This window comes from Dechloromonas sp. HYN0024, assembly GCF_003441615.1.
In the GTDB taxonomy this organism is placed as follows: Bacteria; Pseudomonadota; Gammaproteobacteria; order Burkholderiales; family Rhodocyclaceae; genus Azonexus.
This window is the reverse complement of the sequence record NZ_CP031842.1, coordinates 1,686,928-1,702,213: the sequence shown is the minus strand read 5'-3', so window position 1 is coordinate 1,702,213 and position 15,286 is coordinate 1,686,928. Positions and strand designations below refer to the sequence as shown.

Sequence of the window (15,286 nt, the reverse complement as noted above, 5' to 3'; positions counted from 1 at the left end):
CCAAGGAACCCTTATGGAACCGCTCGTCCTACCGTTTGAAAAACTCCGCATGACCGATGTCGACAAAGTCGGCGGCAAGAATTCGTCGCTTGGCGAAATGATCAGCCAGCTGGCCGATACCGGCGTCCGCGTTCCCGGCGGCTTTGCCACGACGGCTCAGGCCTACCGCGACTTCCTCGCCCAGTCCGGCCTCGATGCCAAGATCAACGCCGTCCTCGACGCGCTGGATGTCGATGACGTGAATGCGCTCGTCAAGGCCGGTGCCGAGATTCGCCAGTGGATCATGGACACCCCCTTCCCGATGGACCTGACCATCGCCATCACCGAGCAGTACCAGCGCCTCGTCGCCGACTCGACCACCGACATGTCCTTCGCCGTGCGCTCCTCGGCCACCGCCGAAGACTTGCCGGACGCTTCCTTTGCCGGCCAGCAGGAAACCTTCCTCAACATCGTCGGCCTCGAAAACATCCTGCACGCCATCAAGGAAGTCTTCGCCTCGCTCTACAACGACCGCGCCATTTCCTACCGTGTGCACAAGGGCTTCATTCATGCCGACGTCGCGCTGTCGGCCGGCATCCAGCGCATGGTGCGCTCCGACAAGGGCGCCGCCGGCGTCATGTTCACGCTCGATACCGAATCCGGCTTCCGTGACGCCGTCTTCGTCACTTCCAGCTACGGCCTTGGCGAAACTGTCGTTCAGGGTGCCGTCAATCCTGACGAGTTCTACGTGCATAAGCCCATGCTCGAAGCCGGCAAGCACGCCGTCGTGCGCCGCAACCTCGGCTCGAAGATGATCAAGATGACCTTCTCGACCGAAAAGGTCGCCGGCAAGTCCGTCGTCACCGAAGATGTCGAAGAATCCCTGCGTCACCAGTTCTCGCTTAACGACGCCGAAGTCATGGAACTCGCCCGTTACGCCCAGATCATTGAAAAGCACTACGGTCGTCCGATGGACATCGAGTGGGGCAAGGACGGCATCGACGGCAAGCTCTACATCCTCCAGGCCCGTCCGGAAACCGTGCAGTCGCAGGCCGGTGCTGGCAAGGTCGAGAAGTTCAAGCTCAAGTCCTTCTCCAAGGTGCTGGCTTCCGGTCGCGCCATTGGCCAGAAGATCGGCGTCGGCCCGGTCCGCATCGTCAAGGACCCGAAGGAGATGGATCAGGTCAAGCCGGGTGACGTGCTTGTCGCCGACATGACCGATCCGAACTGGGAACCGGTCATGAAGCGTGCTTCGGCCATCGTCACCAACCGTGGTGGCCGTACCTGTCACGCCGCCATCATCGCCCGCGAACTCGGCATCCCGGCTATCGTCGGTTGCGGCGATGCGACCGAAACGCTGACTGAAGGTGAAATCGTCACCGCCTCCTGTACCGAAGGCGATACCGGCCACGTCTATCGCGGCAAGCTCGATTACGAAATCTCCTCGCGTGACATCTCGGCCATGCCGGATGTCCCGGTCAAGGTCATGATGAACGTCGGCAACCCCGAACTCGCCTTCGAATTCGCCCAGCTGCCCAACGCCGGCGTCGGTCTCGCCCGCGTCGAATTCATCATCAACAACGTCATCGGCATCCACCCCAAGGCGATCCTCGACGTCGAGCGTCTACCGTCGTCGAAGCGCGAGGAAATCAAGCGCCGCGCCCGTGGCTACGCCTCGCCCAAGGAGTTCTTCGTCGAAAAGCTGGTCGAAGGCGTGTCCACCATCGCCGCCGCCTTCTGGCCGAATCCGGTCATCGTCCGCCTCTCCGACTTCAAGTCCAACGAGTACCGCAAGCTCCTCGGCGGCGAACTCTACGAGCCGGAAGAGGAAAATCCGATGCTCGGCTTCCGTGGCGCCTCGCGCTACATCGCCCAGTCCTTCCGCGACTGTTTCGAGATGGAATGCCGCGCCATGAAGAAGGTTCGCGAAGAAATGGGCCTGACCAATGTGCAACTGATGGTGCCGTTCGTCCGCACCGTCGGCGAAGGCCAGGCTGTCGTCGATCTGCTGGCCGAACATGGCCTGAAGCAGGGCGAGAACGAACTGAAGCTCATCATGATGTGCGAAATCCCGTCCAACGCGCTGCTCGCCGAAGACTTCCTCAAAATCTTCGACGGCTTCTCGATCGGCTCCAACGACCTGACCCAGCTCACCCTCGGCCTCGACCGTGACTCCGGCCTCGTCGCCAACCTCTTCGACGAACGCGACCCGGCCGTCAAGATGCTGCTGTCGATGGCGATTTCTGCTGCCAACAAGATGGGCAAGTACATCGGCATCTGCGGCCAAGGCCCGTCCGACCACCCCGATCTGGCCGAATGGCTCATGGATCAGGGCATCAACAGCATCTCGCTGAATCCGGATACCGTGGTCGACACGTGGACGCGTCTGGCGACGCACAAGAAGGGCTGATCGCTGTTGCTTGATGTTGGCAAACAGCCATGAAGAAGGCCGGGAGCGATCCCGGCCTTTTTCTTCGTAAGCATTGTTTGGGTGAATTTTGTTTCAACAGGAAGGGAGCGCCCATGAAATTGGCGGGTTTTGAATTGAAACTGACCATTCGGATGGCTAGCTGAGTGTTCGAAGGTACGCATACCTTGTGCAATGTCCGCCGGGATTTTCCCGAGTGGCATCTGGGCCGTTCACCGTATGTGTTCTGGGCGTTTGATGTTGATGTGCCGGCCGTTCGCGAGCGAGTAGGGCGGGCCGGAGCACATCTGGATGGATGCTTGCTCGATGGCTATTCTCGCCAGCCGCATGTCACGCTCGATCTGTGCGGTTTTTCCTCTGTCGAGCCGCTGCACGAGGATGAATTTTCGGCCGAACTGCTGGTGCGCCAATGCGCGGCGCTGAGTCGGGCGCAGATACCGATTTTTGAGATTGAGGTTGGTGGTCTGGAGAGTTTTTCCTCCGCACCTTATCTGGTTGTTGCCGATCGACAGCGACGGATTGCCGCCGTGCGCGCCTGTCTGGCTGTTGATGGTCAGCCACGCTTATTCGGCGACTATGTGCCGCATGTCACGGTTGGCCTGTATGGCGGGGAATGGCCGGTTGATACGGTGAGGGCTCGGCTGGCGGCCTTTCCGGCGGGTGATCGAATAACTTGCCGGATCGAGCGACTCAGCCTGATGGCTTATCAGCCTTCTGAAGTCGGTGGGCCACTGAGTTGTATTGCCGATTACTGGCTGGCGTCTGGCGAGATGCGCTGGCGGGACAAGCTGTTCGCTTAGCGGGCCGCTTCCGCTGCATGCAGGTCGGCCAGGATATTGCCCCGGCAACTGCCGTGCCCCTTGATCCAGCAGATCGTTGCGGCTTTCAGTGAGTCGGCGAGGCCGGATGCTTCCACAAGCCCCCGCAATACCGGATCCTGCGCCAGCCCCTCGGTCTTGCCGCGATTGAGGCGGATCACCGCATCCTGGTTGTCTGAAAACAGGGCGAACGGCCGGCCCGGGAAATGCCGCCCGGCCTCGCTGATTGCAAACAGCGCCGCCTGCAGTTCGAGTTCGTTGCTGCCGGTGACGGGCACCGAACGGGATTCAACCAGCGGTTCCCCATCGGGATCGTCGAACAGAATGGCGGCCAGTCCACCCTGTCTTTTCTGGCTGGCATCGCTGAAAACCAGTAGCTGGCCGACGTAGAGCGGGGTGAGTCGGGCGGGCAGGGGGCCGGCCGATGGATGAATGACGCGGACAATTTTCTTTTTTCGTCTTTTCGGCATGCGGGTCGGGCACCAGATACGATGGCCGCAAGCATAGCCGAAAGCGCGACCCTGAAAAGGCGAAAGCCTCGTACCGGGGGAAGTACGAGGCTTTCTGGACGGCCCGGAGAGGGGGAGGTGGGGGGCCGTCAGGCTGATGTCTGGTCAGCGCATGTGTTCAAGATAGGGGCGCAGCCCTTCGATATCAAGTAACCGTTTGCAACAGCGCGTGTCAGTGTGTGCGTATGCCGCATGGACCACCCCGCAACTCAGCCAGGCGGCTCAGGCTGTAGCTGTCGGTAGGCCTTTCCGTCCGCTGCAGGGCGGCTTCGATGGGGGCGAGCAATGTGCAGTCGAATTTCGGGTTTTGCAGCAGTTGCTGGACGACGAAGCTCTCTTTGGTGGCCGTGGCAATCTCCAGCAGGATGTCGCGGGGCGTTGCCGGATTGCGAGCGAAGGAACGATCCAGACCCATGATGGTGACGGGTCGCCGGTAAAGGTCGACGAGGATGTCTGGTGGTGTGTTGGGATGGGATGCTATGGCCTGGAAGAAGTAGTCGGGATAACTGTGCATACGATAGATGCGGGCCAGCGTTGCAGACGGGCAGGCCGGATGCCGCAATGCGGAAAGCGCAATCCCGAGATCGTCGGAGTTGGCCAGGCGATCGACGGAGGCCGGTGTGACAAAACGGCTTTCCAGCAGGGGCAATATAAACGTTCGCTGACCGAGGTGCTCGCCGATGAGGTTTTCAATGACTTCAGTTTCGCGCCCCGGATTGCTGGCCAGCGATGCCTTGATGCTTTGCCGGTTACGCTCGATTTCGGCCAGATTGGCTTGATGTTGGGCATCGCGGCTGCGATTGAGGGCGATGGTCTCAAAGCCGGAATAGACCAGCCCACCGGGCACGGCTAGGGCCAAGGCCAGACATGGCCAGCCCAGCCCACGCAGCAGCTTGTGTTCGGCCTGCATCAGGTTGCGGTAGAGCCAGGCCATGCCGCCGGAAAAAATCGCGTAGAACGGCAGGAACAGAATGCCGATGGCTGCCGTCGATGAGCGTGATTGAAAAATGGCCCACAGACCTATCAGGATGGTCAGTACACCCAGACTCAGGCCCAGCGCCAGTCCGCGATAGCGTTTGCGATAGGCGAGAAAGGCACCGAACAAAATCACCAGCAGGGTGCCGACGGCTAATGTGATGAACATCCGGTTTTCCAGTCGGGGCGTAGTTCGCAGATTATGGCACTTCGCCCGATCCGTGCAGCATCTGACAGCGGACGACGGCGGGCCGGACCGCAGGGAGAGTGGCGGGCGCTTCAGGCTTGGTCAAGCCCTGAAAAGACCCTGCATCTGCTAAGATTCGGCCCTGATTTTTCAGGCACTTTCCCGGCCCTTTCCCTTGTCCTCCCTCCCGGAAATATTCTCTCCCGAAGGCCCTCTGGCCCGCGCCATCAGTGGCTACCGCGTACGCGACCAGCAGGTCGATATGGCCGAGCGCATCGCTGCCGCCATCAAGGGCTGCTCGGTCTTTATCGCCGAAGCCGGCACCGGTACGGGCAAGACTTTCGCCTACCTCGTTCCGGCCTTGCAGTCAGGCGGCAAGGTGATCGTGTCGACCGGCACCAAAACCTTGCAGGACCAGCTTTTCAACAAGGATCTGCCGATGGTCCGCGATGCCCTCAAGGCGCCGGTCAAGATCGCCCTGTTGAAGGGCCGGGCCAACTACGTCTGCCCCTATCATCTGCAACATGCCATTGCCGACGGCCGCTTCCTGACCCGCGAGGACGCCGCCGACGCCCGCCGTATCTCGGTCTTCGCCAAGACCACGCAGAGCGGCGACAAGGCCGAATGTATCGAGGTTTCGGAGAACTCCCCGGTGTGGGGCCATGTCACCTCGACGCGCGACAACTGCCTCGGCCAGGAATGCCCCGACTACAAGGAATGCTTCGTCATGCAGGCGCGGCGCGAGGCCATGGCGGCCGATCTGGTGGTGGTCAATCATCACATCTTCTTCGCCGACGTCATGCTCCGCGATGAAGGCATGGCTGAACTGCTCCCCGCCTGCAACACGGTGATCTTCGACGAGGCACACCAGTTGCCGGAAGTGGCGACGCTGTTTTTCGGCGACAGCATTTCGACGGCGCAGGTCCTCGATCTCGCCCGCGACTCCCGCGCCGAAGGCCTGACCTCGGCCCGCGATTGTCTGGCTTTGCCGGAAGGCAGCAAGAAATTGGAAAAAGCGGCCAAGGACTTGCGTCTGGCTGTCGGTATCGACAGTGGCCGCTTCTCCTACGGCCAGTTGCAGGAAAAGCCGGAATTCGAGCCGGCCCTCAAGGTGCTGGAAGAAGAAGTTGCGGCCTTCGCCGCCTTGCTCGAAACCCAGGCCGAACGGGCCGAAGGGCTGGAGAAGTGCTGGCAGCGCGCGACGGAACTTGATCAGCGCCTGACCCAATGGCAGCAGGTCAGCGATCTTGGCTACGTGCGCTGGGCCGAAGCCTTTACCCATTCGCTGCAACTCAATTCGACGCCGCTCGATGTCGCCGAAATTTTCCGCAAGCAGATGGGCGGCCATCCGCGGGCGTGGATCTTCACCTCGGCCACCCTCGCCGTGCAGGGCAAGTTCCACCATTACTGCTCTGAACTCGGGCTTGGCGAGCCGGATTCGGCCTGTTGGCACAGTCCGTTCAATTACGACAAGCAGGCCATCCTCTACGCGCCGCTGGGCATGCCTGACCCGAATGCCTGGAACTACACCGACACAGTGGTGGAGGCCGCCTGGCCAGCCGTCAAGGCAGCCAACGGTGGGGCCTTCTTCCTGTGCACCAGTCTGCGCGCCATGCGCCGCACGCACGAACTGCTCAAGGCCAAGCTGGAAGACGAAAACATCGACATGCCGCTGCTGGTCCAGGGCGAGGGCAGCAAGAACGACCTGCTGCAACGCTTCCGCCATCACGGCAACTCGATACTCGTCGGTAGCCAGAGCTTCTGGGAAGGCGTCGATGTGCGCGGCGAGGCGCTGTCGCTCGTCGTCATCGACAAGATTCCCTTCGCCCCGCCCGACGACCCGGTGTTGTCGGCGCGTATCGAGCAGATGAAGCGCGAGGGCCGCAATGCCTTCATGGAGTACCAGTTGCCACGCGCCGTGATCAACGTCAAGCAGGGGGCCGGTCGCTTGATCCGCGACGAGAACGATAAGGGCGTCCTCATGATGTGCGATCCCCGACTCATATCAAAGCCGTATGGTCGTCGTGTCTGGCAAAGTCTGCCCCCGATGAAGCGGACCCGTGAATTGCAGGTCGTCCTCGACTTCTTCGCCAACCGGTAAAGCGAATGAAAACCACCTTCGATCAACTGCGCAGCCAGCAGCCACAGTTCTTCTCCGGCGCGGCCATGACCATCGAGGCCAGCGCCATGCAGGCGATGGCCGGGATCATCTCGGCCATCGAATCCGTCATCGCGCTGCCTGCCTACCAAGTACATGCACTGACCCAGGCGCCCGAAATCGCCCGTCTGCCCGGCAAGGTGCGTGGCGTCTTCATGGGCTACGATTTCCATCTGACCGAGGCTGGCCCCAAGCTTATCGAGATCAACACCAATGCCGGTGGCGGCCTGCTCAATGCCTATCTGCTGGCGGTGCATGGCAAGACGGAAGAGGGCGCACGGATTGCTGACGACTATGTCGCCATGTTCCGCGAGGAATGGCGTGTGGCGCGCGGTGACGCGCCCCTGCGCCGTATCGCCATCGTCGACGAGAACCCGGCCGGGCAATTTCTCGCGCCCGAATTCGCGCTCTTCAAAGCCTTGTTCGAACAGAACGGTATTGCCGCCGTGGTTGCCGATCCCGGCGAGTTTACCCGTGACGGCCAGCAACTCTTCCATGACGGCCAGCCCATCGACCTGATCTATAACCGGCTGACCGACTTTGCCCTTGATGCGCCGGTCAACGCCGATATTCGGGCCAGTTTTGAAGCCGGAGGGGTTGTCTTGACCCCCAATCCGCGTGCCCATGCGCTCTATGCCGACAAGCGCAACCTCATGCTGCTTTCCGACGATACCGCTCTGCAGGCGCTTGGGGTCGATGCCGCCATCCGGAAAATCCTTCTCGCCGGCATCCCGCACACCGTCGCGGTGACGCCCGAACAGGCCGACGCTTTCTGGGCAGGGCGCAAACGCTGGTTCTTCAAACCGCCGGCCGGTTTTGGCAGCCGCGCCGCCTATCGCGGCGACAAGCTGACCAAGCGAGTCTTCGAAGAGATTGTGCATGGCGGCTATATTGCGCAGGAAATCGCACCGCCTTCCGAGCATGTCGTCTCGGTCGATGGACTTGATACGACGATGAAGGCCGATATCCGCTGTTACGTCTATAACGGCCATATCCAACTGGTCGCCGCTCGCCTTTATCAGGGGCAAACGACCAATTTCCGGACGCCAGGCGGCGGTTTTGCCCCGGTTTTCGTCGCCTGAACGGTTAAAATCCCGCCATGAAAGTTTTTGGTATCGCCGGTTACTCCGGTTCCGGCAAAACAACCCTGCTGGAGAAGCTTATTCCCCAGCTGACCGCCCGTGGCCTCAAGGTGTCGGTGATCAAGCACGCCCACCATGGTTTCGATATTGACCGTCCGGGCAAGGACTCGTACCGTCACCGCGAAGCCGGGGCGACCGAGGTGCTGCTCTCCTGTGGCGATCGCTGGGCGCTCATGCACGAGCGCCGCGCCGAGGCGGAGCCGACCCTCAACGAGCTGATCGGCCACCTCTCGCCGTGCGACCTTGTGCTGATCGAAGGTTTCAAGCAGGAGCCGGTGCCCAAGCTCGAAGTCTATCGCCCGGAGAACGGCAAGCCGCCGCTCTTCCCCGAGCGCCACGACGTCGTCGCCGTGGCTACTGACGCCGCCATTGATACCACCTTGCCGACACTGCCGCTCAACGACTACGCCGCAATGGCCGATTTCGTCATGAACCACCTGAATTTGCAGGCCCGCCCATGCTGAGTTTTGAACAAGCCCTGGACAATCTGCTGGCTGCTGCCCGGCCAGTCGAAGAAATCCGTTCGCTGCCGATCACTGCTGCTGCCGGCCGCATTCTCGCCGTTTCACAGCAATCCACCGTCGCCGTGCCGCCGCTCGACAATTCGGCGATGGATGGCTACGCCGTGCGTGTTGCTGACATCACCACTGCCGGCGTCTGCCTGCCGGTCAGCCAGCGCATTCCGGCCGGCACGGTCGGCACGACCCTGCAGCCCGGTACCGCCGCCCGCATCTTTACCGGGGCACCCATCCCGGCCGGTGCGAACGCCGTGGTCATGCAGGAGCGTTGCGAGCATGGCGAGGGCGGGGTGGTCATCAACCACGTGCCGCGTGATGGCGAAAACATTCGTCGGGCTGGCGAAGATATTTCCGTCGGTGCCGAAATCCTCAAGGCCGGGATCAAGCTGCGCCCGCAGGAAATCGCCCTGGCTGCCGCCGCCGGCTTGCCCGAACTGCCGGTCTATCGCCGCATCCGGGTTGGTGTCTTCTTTACCGGCGACGAACTGGTCCAGCCCGGTGAGCCGCTGCCCCCCGGCGCCATCTACAATTCCAACCGCTACGCCCTGCGCGCCCTGCTCGAAGGCATGGGCTGTGAAGTCCGTGACCTCGGTGCCGTTGCCGATACGCTGGAGGCCACCCGCGACGCTCTGCGCCGCGCCGCCGCCGACAACGATCTGGTACTGACCAGCGGCGGCGTTTCGGTGGGTGAGGAAGATCACGTCAAACCGGCGGTCGAAGCCGAAGGCAGCCTCAACATGTGGAAGATCGCCATCAAGCCCGGCAAGCCGCTGGCCTTCGGCGAAATCCGCAAGCCCGAGGGCAAGGCCTGGTTTATTGGCCTGCCCGGCAACCCGGTTGCTGCTTTCGTCACCTTCCTGATCATGGTGCGCCCCTTCATCCTGCGCCTGCAGGGGGCGGCCAGCGTTACGCCGCGCATCCTCAACCTGCCGTCCGCATCGGTTTGGACCAAGGCCGACGGGGCCCGTCTGGAATTTCTGCGCGCCTCGCTCAACGAACAAGGCGCCGTCGAGTTATACAAAAACCAGGGCTCGGCGGTGGTTACCTCGCTGTGCTGGAGCGACGGGCTGGTTCTCAATCCGCCCGGCAACGCCATTGCCGTCGGCGACACGCTGCGCTTCATCTCCTTTGGGGAGTTGCTGGCGTGAGCGTCAACATTCTCTACTTCGCCGGTCTCAAGGAAGCGCTCGGCCTGTCCGGCGAAAGCGTCGATCTGCCAGCCGGTATCGTTACCGTTGGCGGGCTGCGCGACTGGCTGGTCAGCCAGGGGCGCGATCAGCTGGCCACCGCCAAAAACCTTCGCTGCGCCGTCAATCAGGATATGGCGAAGCTTGATGCTGCAATCCAGGATGGCGATGAGGTCGCCTTCTTCCCGCCCGTCACCGGCGGCTGACAATAGAAAGAACAATAATGTCCATCCAATGGTTCCCGGGGCACATGACCTCGGCCCGCAAAAAGGCCGGCGAGACGCTGGCTGTGGCCGATGTCGTCGTTGAAGTCCTTGACGCCCGCCTGCCGCAGGCCAGCAGCAATCCGATGATTCACGAACTGCGCGTCTTTCGGCAGCGCCCGTGCCTCAAGCTGCTCAACAAGGCCGATCTGGCCGACCCAGAATCAACCAAGGCGTGGCTTGCCTATTTTGACGCCCAGCCAGGCGTCAAGGCCGTTGCCATCTCCTGCAAGAAAGCCAGCGACGTGGCGCGCATCCCCGGTCTGGCGCAAAAGCTCGCGCCGCACCGCAACGACGCGGTCAAGCCGCTGCGCCTCATGATCATGGGCATCCCCAACGTCGGCAAATCGACGCTGATGAACGCCCTCGTCAAGAAAAAAGTCGCCGCCGTCGGCGATCAGCCCGCCGTCACCAAGAGCCAGCAGCGCATCGACATCAGCAACCGCCTGACCCTGTACGATACCCCCGGCATGCTCTGGCCCAAGATCGACCACCCCATCGACGGCCTCATGCTCGCCGCCAGCCACGCCGTCGGCGTCAATGCCTACATCGACGAAGAAGTCGGCACCTGGCTCGCCAACTACCTCCTTGAGGTCTATCCCAAGCTGCTCATGGCCCGCTACGGCTTCGCCACCGAAGGCATGGACGCCGTCGGCGTCATCGAAGCCATCGCCAAAAAGCGCGGCTGCATCATCAAGGGCCGCGGCGGCGAACTCGATATGGAAAGAGCCTCGGCCATCCTGCTCGTCGATTACCGCTCCGGCGCGCTTGGCCGCATCAGCCTGGAAACCCCGGTACTCCGTGCCACCCGTCAGGCCGAACTGAAAGCGGCGGGGCGCCTGCCGGTTAATCCCGATCTGGCAACCGACGACGGCGACAACTGATTTTCAATTTTTTTGCGGCACAAAGTGGCTGGCTATTGCAGCCACGCAACCCTCTTGTATATAATCCGCGCCCTGTCAGTCGTAAGGCCGACAGTACCGTTCCTCGATAGCTCAGTCGGTAGAGCGCCGGACTGTTAATCCGTAGGTCCCTGGTTCGAGCCCAGGTCGGGGAGCCAAAAATTCAAGCAAAAAGCCCAGTTCAAAAGACTGGGCTTTTTGCTTTTCTGGGTTTGCGTAGCTGGATCGTAGCCAACGAGCGGGGATCTTGAGGCTGTGACCGAATCTGAGCCTGTTTTTTCGCTTTAATGACGAAGGAATGGTTTGTTCGAGGTGGTTTTAAAAAGTAGATATTTTTGTCACTTTCCCCCCAGAACTCGGCTAAAGTTGTCACAGGTCAAGTGTTGGTAGCCCACATAATCCATTGAGCCACATGTAATGCTCTCGCGCTATTTTCCAAAAATCGACTTGCCGTTGATTTCCTTGTGGCTGGCTGAAATCAGGCTGACGAAAACCAATCCGGTCGTTTTTGTGCTTCTGCCGGAAAGCGCGAAAGAGCGGGTTCCCGTTATTCAAGGGCTGTTTAACGACATCGACCTGCCTTTGCTCGGGGCGATTTTCCCGGCTTTGGTGACGGATGCCGGGTTTGCGACTGATGGCATCACCCTGATGTGCTTCCCTGAGGGAACCCGGCATTTCCTGGTTGATGCGCTCGATACACGTCCTGAAAGTGCCGTCAGTGAGATTGCGGATGGGCTGAGCGAGGGTGAGGCGACCCCGGACTTGCCCGGACAGCAGCTGTTTCTTATTTTTGACAGCATGCTGCCGAATACCGGTTCGCTGTTGATCCAGTTATTTCAACATCTCGGGCGTCGTTTCAGTTACGCCGGTGTCTGTGCCGGTAGCGAAAGCTTTCAGCCGATGCCGTGCCTGTTCGATAACCACCGTTTGCTTGCCAACGGGGCGCTCGGGATCGTCATCAACCCGGCGACGCATATTGCCGTCCACCATGGCTACCCGGTATCCAAGTCATTGATGCGTGCCAGTTCGACCGTGCTTAACCGGATCGACAAGCTCGACGGGCAACCGGCCATGTCGGTGTATCAGCGGATGATTGCCGATGAGTTTGGTATAGCCCTGACGCCGGAAAATTTTTACGACTATGCGGTGCATTATCCGTTCGGATTGATCAGTTCGCTTGAGGTGCTGGTCCGTATTCCGGTCGGCTTCACGGATGACGGATCGATCTATTGTGTCGGCGAAATCCCGCCGAGTTCGATGCTCCGTTTGCTCAAGGCACCCTCCCTATCCGCTAGCCACTGCGTCAATACCGTGGTTGACCATCTGGGCGGGCCGCAAAAATCATCACTGATTGCTTTCTATTGCGCTGGTCGGCGCATGCATTTCGGGCAGGAGGCCAGCGACGAGCTTGAAGACCTGCGGCTCAGCTCAGGTTCGACCGCGATCTGCGGGGCGCTGTCTCTTGGTGAAATTGGCACCTACAGCGATCTCGGTATTCCGGCTTTTCATAACGCTGCACTGGTCTGTATCCGCTAGGCCTTGGACGGGGCCAGCCCCAGTTCGTGCCAGCACAGCCAATGCCCGCAGGCCGAGCGGGCGCGGCGTTCGGAGTTGTCCCAGCCACCGCCCTGGCAGAGTCCTTCCGAGGTTTCCGATTCGATGATGACGGTTCCTGGTTCGCCGGCTTGCCGCCAGCCACACCAATGTTCGCAACTGGCGCAGCGTTTGCGGTCGACGGCCTGGCTTAGCAAGTCTTCGCGGCCTTGCAGGAAGCGATGACCGGGGTCGCCGGGACGACCGGGCCGCCGGCGCCGATCCAGCCCTTGATGCCGCTCTTCACGTTATAAACCGTGGCATAGCCGGCCTGTTGCGAGAGAAACTGGCTGACCGCCTTGGTTCGGTTACCGGTGCGGCAGATGACGATGACTGGTTCGTTCGGCTTGGCGATCGGTTTGACCTTCTCGAGCCAGCCGGGGGCATCGGCGCGACCTCTTTCGTCGAAGAAGGTGAGCAGCTTGCTGCCGGCAACGATGCCGGTTTCTTCCCATTCTGATTGCAGGCGAATGTCGACGACCGGGACTCCGCTCCTGGTCAGCTTCTCCAGTTGGGCATTATCGATGTCGATGACTTCGGCGCGGGCCAGGCTGGTGGCGGCTATCAGGCAGGCAAGAAGCAGTTGGCGCATGGGAGTTCCGTTTATCAGAAAACGCTGATTATAGACGCGATGGGATGTATGGCAATTGACCGCTTCGCCGACAGCCAGGTTCCCGTCCTCGTGGGATAATCCAGCCTTTTTCCGGGGCAGTCATGGCGCTCAAATCAACCATCTTCAAGGCAGAGTTACAGCTGGCCGACCTTGATCGTTCGCATTTTGGCGACTACACGCTGACCATTGCCCGCCACCCGTCGGAAACCGATGAGCGGATGATGGTGCGTTTGCTGGCTTTTGCCCTGAATGCCTCGGAAACCCTGACGTTCGGGCGTGGCCTGTCGGCGACCGAAGACGAGGCCGATCTGCAGGACCTCGACCCGACGGGCAGTATCGAACGCTGGGTTGATGTCGGCCTGCCCGATGAAAAGGCCATTCGCCGGGCCTGCAACCGTTCTCGGCAGGTCATGGTGCTCAGCTATGGCGGGCGCTCGGCGGAAATCTGGTGGCAGCAGACGCAGGGCAAGGTGTCGGGGCAGAAGAACCTGCGGGTGCTGTCGCTCAGCGTCGAGGAGGGCAAGGCGCTGGCTGGCCTGGCCGAGCGTGGCATGCGCCTGCAATGCACGATCCAGGATGGCCTGATCTGGCTGGGCGGTGATCAGGGGCACGTCGAAATCGCACCAAGGGTGCTGTTTGGCGGTGACGCCCCCTAGTGCGTCGAATTACAGGATGACGGTGATTTCCTCGCGCCGGACCAGATCATGTTCCATGTCCAGGCCGTCGCTGTCGAGCGCATCATGCGCCGCCAGAAGGCCGACTGGATGGCCGTTCTCATCAATGACCGGGATGTGCCGGAAGCCGCCTTCGAACATCAGGTGCAGGGCGTGTCCGAAGGGTTTGTCCGGGCCGATGCTCTGAACATTGCGGGTCATGATGGTGCTGACTGCGGTATTGGCCGGGTCGCAGTGGTTGGCTACCGCCCGAAACACGATGTCACGTTCGGTACAGATGCCGACGAGTTTGTTTTTATTGACCACCAGAATGGCCGACGAATGCCATTCTTTCATGATGATCGCCGCTTCGCGCACGGTGGTCCCGGTTACGGTTGTCGGGAACGGCCTTCCTTGAATAACTTCACTGATCAGGCGGTTTGGCATTTGCGGTCCTTTCGCTTCAGGTTGAGTGCGTTGCGTGAAGTTTGTCGGACACGGCATGTGTCTCGAAGTTCAGGCCCGGTGCCTGACCAGAAATGAAAGAGGCCCCTCGTCGAGGCCTCTGCATAAGTCTGGTGCCGATCCGGTTCTGGCATCGGCGCCAATCGTCGATCAGAACTCGTATTCAGCCTGCATCCGGAAGGTGTTATCCGGGGTTGCGCTCGAGGCGGCGAACAGCCAGGCGGCGTTGTACTTGATGGCCTGTTTGTCGCCGAGCTGGACCTTGCCGAAAATAGCCGGACCGACTTTGTGGATGCGCTCGTCGCTTTTCGACCAGTGATCCCACTTGCCCATTTCGCCGAGGCCCTGAAGACCGAATTCAAACTGCTTCAGCCAGCGGTACTTGGCTTGCCACTGGTACTTGAATTCAAGCTGGCTGGGGGCTTCCGAACGGTAGCTGCGCTGGAAGAGCAGGTTGGCGTTGAGCTGAACCTTGCCGAATTCGGTCTGGAACAGTGGCCCCCATTTGACTTCCCAGCCTTCGGTCCGGTCTTTCGGGCGTTCGATTTCGAGCAGGAAGCCGATATCGACCGGATATTTCCCGGTTTCGGTCAGCTGGAATTTGTTTTCCCATTCGATGGCGTCGTAGCTCATGTGCTCGCCGTTCTGCCCCTTATATTTGATGTACAGCTCGGTAAACCACCATTCGGTCGCGCCGTAGCCAAAACCAATGCTTGATGCCGCTACACGCGGATCGCCTTTCTTGCGGGCGTCACCGTATTTGAAGTCGATTTCCTTCTCGCCATATTCGACGGTCGGGGTGTAAATGTAGTCGGATGGACCGGCGTGGGCGAACAGTGGGCTCAGCAGGGCCCCTGCAAGCAGAATCGTTGCATAGTTTTTCAAGGGGAAAACCT

The 15,286-nt window shown here is 60.7% G+C and carries 16 protein-coding genes and 1 tRNA gene; 11 read left to right on the top strand and 6 right to left on the bottom strand.

The window, feature by feature from the left end; translation table 11 throughout:
• Positions 1-13 precede the first annotated feature (13 nt).
• Both ppsA and HYN24_RS08260 read left to right on the top strand, forming a co-directional pair.
• Complete coding sequence (ppsA, locus tag HYN24_RS08265) at positions 14-2,389, top strand: phosphoenolpyruvate synthase (RefSeq protein ID WP_117608806.1); 2,376 nt, start codon at positions 14-16, stop codon at positions 2,387-2,389.
• 164 nt (positions 2,390-2,553) lie between these two features.
• A complete protein-coding gene (locus tag HYN24_RS08260) occupies positions 2,554-3,207 on the top strand; it encodes a 2'-5' RNA ligase family protein (RefSeq protein ID WP_117608805.1) in 654 nt (217 codons plus the stop codon).
• Here HYN24_RS08260 and HYN24_RS08255 read toward each other — a convergent pair.
• Positions 3,204-3,695: an RNase H family protein gene (locus HYN24_RS08255; protein WP_117608804.1), complete on the bottom strand. Its 492-nt coding sequence runs from the start codon at positions 3,693-3,695 to the stop codon at positions 3,204-3,206. The genes HYN24_RS08260 and HYN24_RS08255 overlap by 4 nt on opposite strands.
• 211 nt (positions 3,696-3,906) lie before the next feature.
• Positions 3,907-4,878 carry a hypothetical protein gene (locus tag HYN24_RS08250; protein ID WP_117608803.1) on the bottom strand — a complete coding sequence of 324 codons (972 nt, stop codon included), beginning with the start codon at positions 4,876-4,878 and terminating at the stop codon, positions 3,907-3,909.
• Positions 4,879-5,071: 193 nt separating this feature from the next.
• Between HYN24_RS08250 and HYN24_RS08245 the strand changes: the two genes are divergently transcribed.
• The 8 genes from HYN24_RS08245 to HYN24_RS08210 all read left to right on the top strand — a co-directional run bounded on the left by HYN24_RS08245 (position 5,072) and on the right by HYN24_RS08210 (position 12,602).
• Positions 5,072-6,997, top strand: a complete 1,926-nt coding sequence (locus tag HYN24_RS08245; RefSeq protein ID WP_240327640.1) for an ATP-dependent DNA helicase — start codon at positions 5,072-5,074, stop codon at positions 6,995-6,997.
• A gap of 5 nt (positions 6,998-7,002) precedes the next feature.
• On the top strand, positions 7,003-8,136 hold the full coding sequence (locus tag HYN24_RS08240; RefSeq protein WP_117608802.1) for a hypothetical protein: 1,134 nt from the start codon (positions 7,003-7,005) through the stop codon (positions 8,134-8,136).
• Positions 8,137-8,153: 17 nt separating this feature from the next.
• Positions 8,154-8,660, top strand: a complete 507-nt coding sequence (gene mobB, locus HYN24_RS08235; protein WP_117608801.1) for a molybdopterin-guanine dinucleotide biosynthesis protein B — start codon at positions 8,154-8,156, stop codon at positions 8,658-8,660.
• A complete protein-coding gene (gene glp, locus HYN24_RS08230; RefSeq protein ID WP_117608800.1) occupies positions 8,654-9,862 on the top strand; it encodes a gephyrin-like molybdotransferase Glp in 1,209 nt (402 codons plus the stop codon). The genes mobB and glp overlap by 7 nt, the downstream gene beginning before the upstream one ends.
• On the top strand, positions 9,859-10,107 hold the full coding sequence (gene moaD / locus HYN24_RS08225) for a molybdopterin converting factor subunit 1 (RefSeq protein WP_117608799.1): 249 nt from the start codon (positions 9,859-9,861) through the stop codon (positions 10,105-10,107). The genes glp and moaD overlap by 4 nt, the downstream gene beginning before the upstream one ends.
• A gap of 17 nt (positions 10,108-10,124) precedes the next feature.
• Positions 10,125-11,048: a ribosome biogenesis GTPase YlqF gene (ylqF, locus tag HYN24_RS08220; RefSeq protein ID WP_117608798.1), complete on the top strand. Its 924-nt coding sequence runs from the start codon at positions 10,125-10,127 to the stop codon at positions 11,046-11,048.
• Positions 11,049-11,148: 100 nt separating this feature from the next.
• A tRNA-Asn gene (locus HYN24_RS08215) sits at positions 11,149-11,224 on the top strand.
• Positions 11,225-11,483: 259 nt separating this feature from the next.
• Positions 11,484-12,602, top strand: a complete 1,119-nt coding sequence (locus tag HYN24_RS08210; RefSeq protein ID WP_117608797.1) for an FIST signal transduction protein — start codon at positions 11,484-11,486, stop codon at positions 12,600-12,602.
• Here HYN24_RS08210 and HYN24_RS08205 read toward each other — a convergent pair.
• Together HYN24_RS08205 and HYN24_RS08200 are read right to left on the bottom strand one after the other, a co-directional pair.
• The gene (locus HYN24_RS08205; RefSeq protein ID WP_117608796.1) at positions 12,599-12,817 is read right to left on the bottom strand and encodes a hypothetical protein; all 219 of its coding nucleotides are present in this window, start codon (positions 12,815-12,817) and stop codon (positions 12,599-12,601) included. The two genes, HYN24_RS08210 and HYN24_RS08205, sit on opposite strands and share 4 nt — an antisense overlap.
• Positions 12,811-13,251 (bottom strand): rhodanese-like domain-containing protein, encoded by a 441-nt coding sequence (locus HYN24_RS08200; RefSeq protein WP_240327639.1) that lies wholly within the window; start codon positions 13,249-13,251, stop codon positions 12,811-12,813. The genes HYN24_RS08205 and HYN24_RS08200 overlap by 7 nt, the downstream gene beginning before the upstream one ends.
• A 122-nt stretch (positions 13,252-13,373) precedes the next feature.
• On the opposite strand from HYN24_RS08200, the gene HYN24_RS08195 reads away from it, so the two are divergent.
• On the top strand, positions 13,374-13,928 hold the full coding sequence (locus HYN24_RS08195) for a YaeQ family protein (RefSeq protein WP_117608794.1): 555 nt from the start codon (positions 13,374-13,376) through the stop codon (positions 13,926-13,928).
• A 9-nt stretch (positions 13,929-13,937) separates the two neighbouring features.
• On the opposite strand, the gene HYN24_RS08190 is transcribed toward HYN24_RS08195, so the two are convergent.
• Together HYN24_RS08190 and HYN24_RS08185 are read right to left on the bottom strand one after the other, a co-directional pair.
• Positions 13,938-14,372 (bottom strand): cyclic nucleotide-binding/CBS domain-containing protein, encoded by a 435-nt coding sequence (locus tag HYN24_RS08190; RefSeq protein ID WP_117608793.1) that lies wholly within the window; start codon positions 14,370-14,372, stop codon positions 13,938-13,940.
• A gap of 168 nt (positions 14,373-14,540) precedes the next feature.
• On the bottom strand, positions 14,541-15,275 hold the full coding sequence (locus tag HYN24_RS08185; RefSeq protein WP_117608792.1) for a hypothetical protein: 735 nt from the start codon (positions 15,273-15,275) through the stop codon (positions 14,541-14,543).
• Positions 15,276-15,286: the final 11 nt, after the last annotated feature.

What these genes read in the sequence shown, in the direction of transcription:
- mobB (WP_117608801.1), top strand. Translation starts at nt 8,154, where the DNA reads ATGAAAGTTTTTGGTATCGCCGGTTACTCCGGTTCCGGCAAAACAACC.
- HYN24_RS08200 (WP_240327639.1), bottom strand. Translation starts at nt 13,251, where the DNA reads ATGCGCCAACTGCTTCTTGCCTGCCTGATAGCCGCCACCAGCCTGGCC.
- HYN24_RS08190 (WP_117608793.1), bottom strand. Translation starts at nt 14,372, where the DNA reads ATGCCAAACCGCCTGATCAGTGAAGTTATTCAAGGAAGGCCGTTCCCG.
- HYN24_RS08240 (WP_117608802.1), top strand. Translation starts at nt 7,003, where the DNA reads ATGAAAACCACCTTCGATCAACTGCGCAGCCAGCAGCCACAGTTCTTC.
- HYN24_RS08195 (WP_117608794.1), top strand. Translation starts at nt 13,374, where the DNA reads ATGGCGCTCAAATCAACCATCTTCAAGGCAGAGTTACAGCTGGCCGAC.
- ylqF (WP_117608798.1), top strand. Translation starts at nt 10,125, where the DNA reads ATGTCCATCCAATGGTTCCCGGGGCACATGACCTCGGCCCGCAAAAAG.
- HYN24_RS08255 (WP_117608804.1), bottom strand. Translation starts at nt 3,695, where the DNA reads ATGCCGAAAAGACGAAAAAAGAAAATTGTCCGCGTCATTCATCCATCG.
- glp (WP_117608800.1), top strand. Translation starts at nt 8,654, where the DNA reads ATGCTGAGTTTTGAACAAGCCCTGGACAATCTGCTGGCTGCTGCCCGG.
- HYN24_RS08250 (WP_117608803.1), bottom strand. Translation starts at nt 4,878, where the DNA reads ATGTTCATCACATTAGCCGTCGGCACCCTGCTGGTGATTTTGTTCGGT.
- ppsA (WP_117608806.1), top strand. Translation starts at nt 14, where the DNA reads ATGGAACCGCTCGTCCTACCGTTTGAAAAACTCCGCATGACCGATGTC.
- HYN24_RS08210 (WP_117608797.1), top strand. Translation starts at nt 11,484, where the DNA reads ATGCTCTCGCGCTATTTTCCAAAAATCGACTTGCCGTTGATTTCCTTG.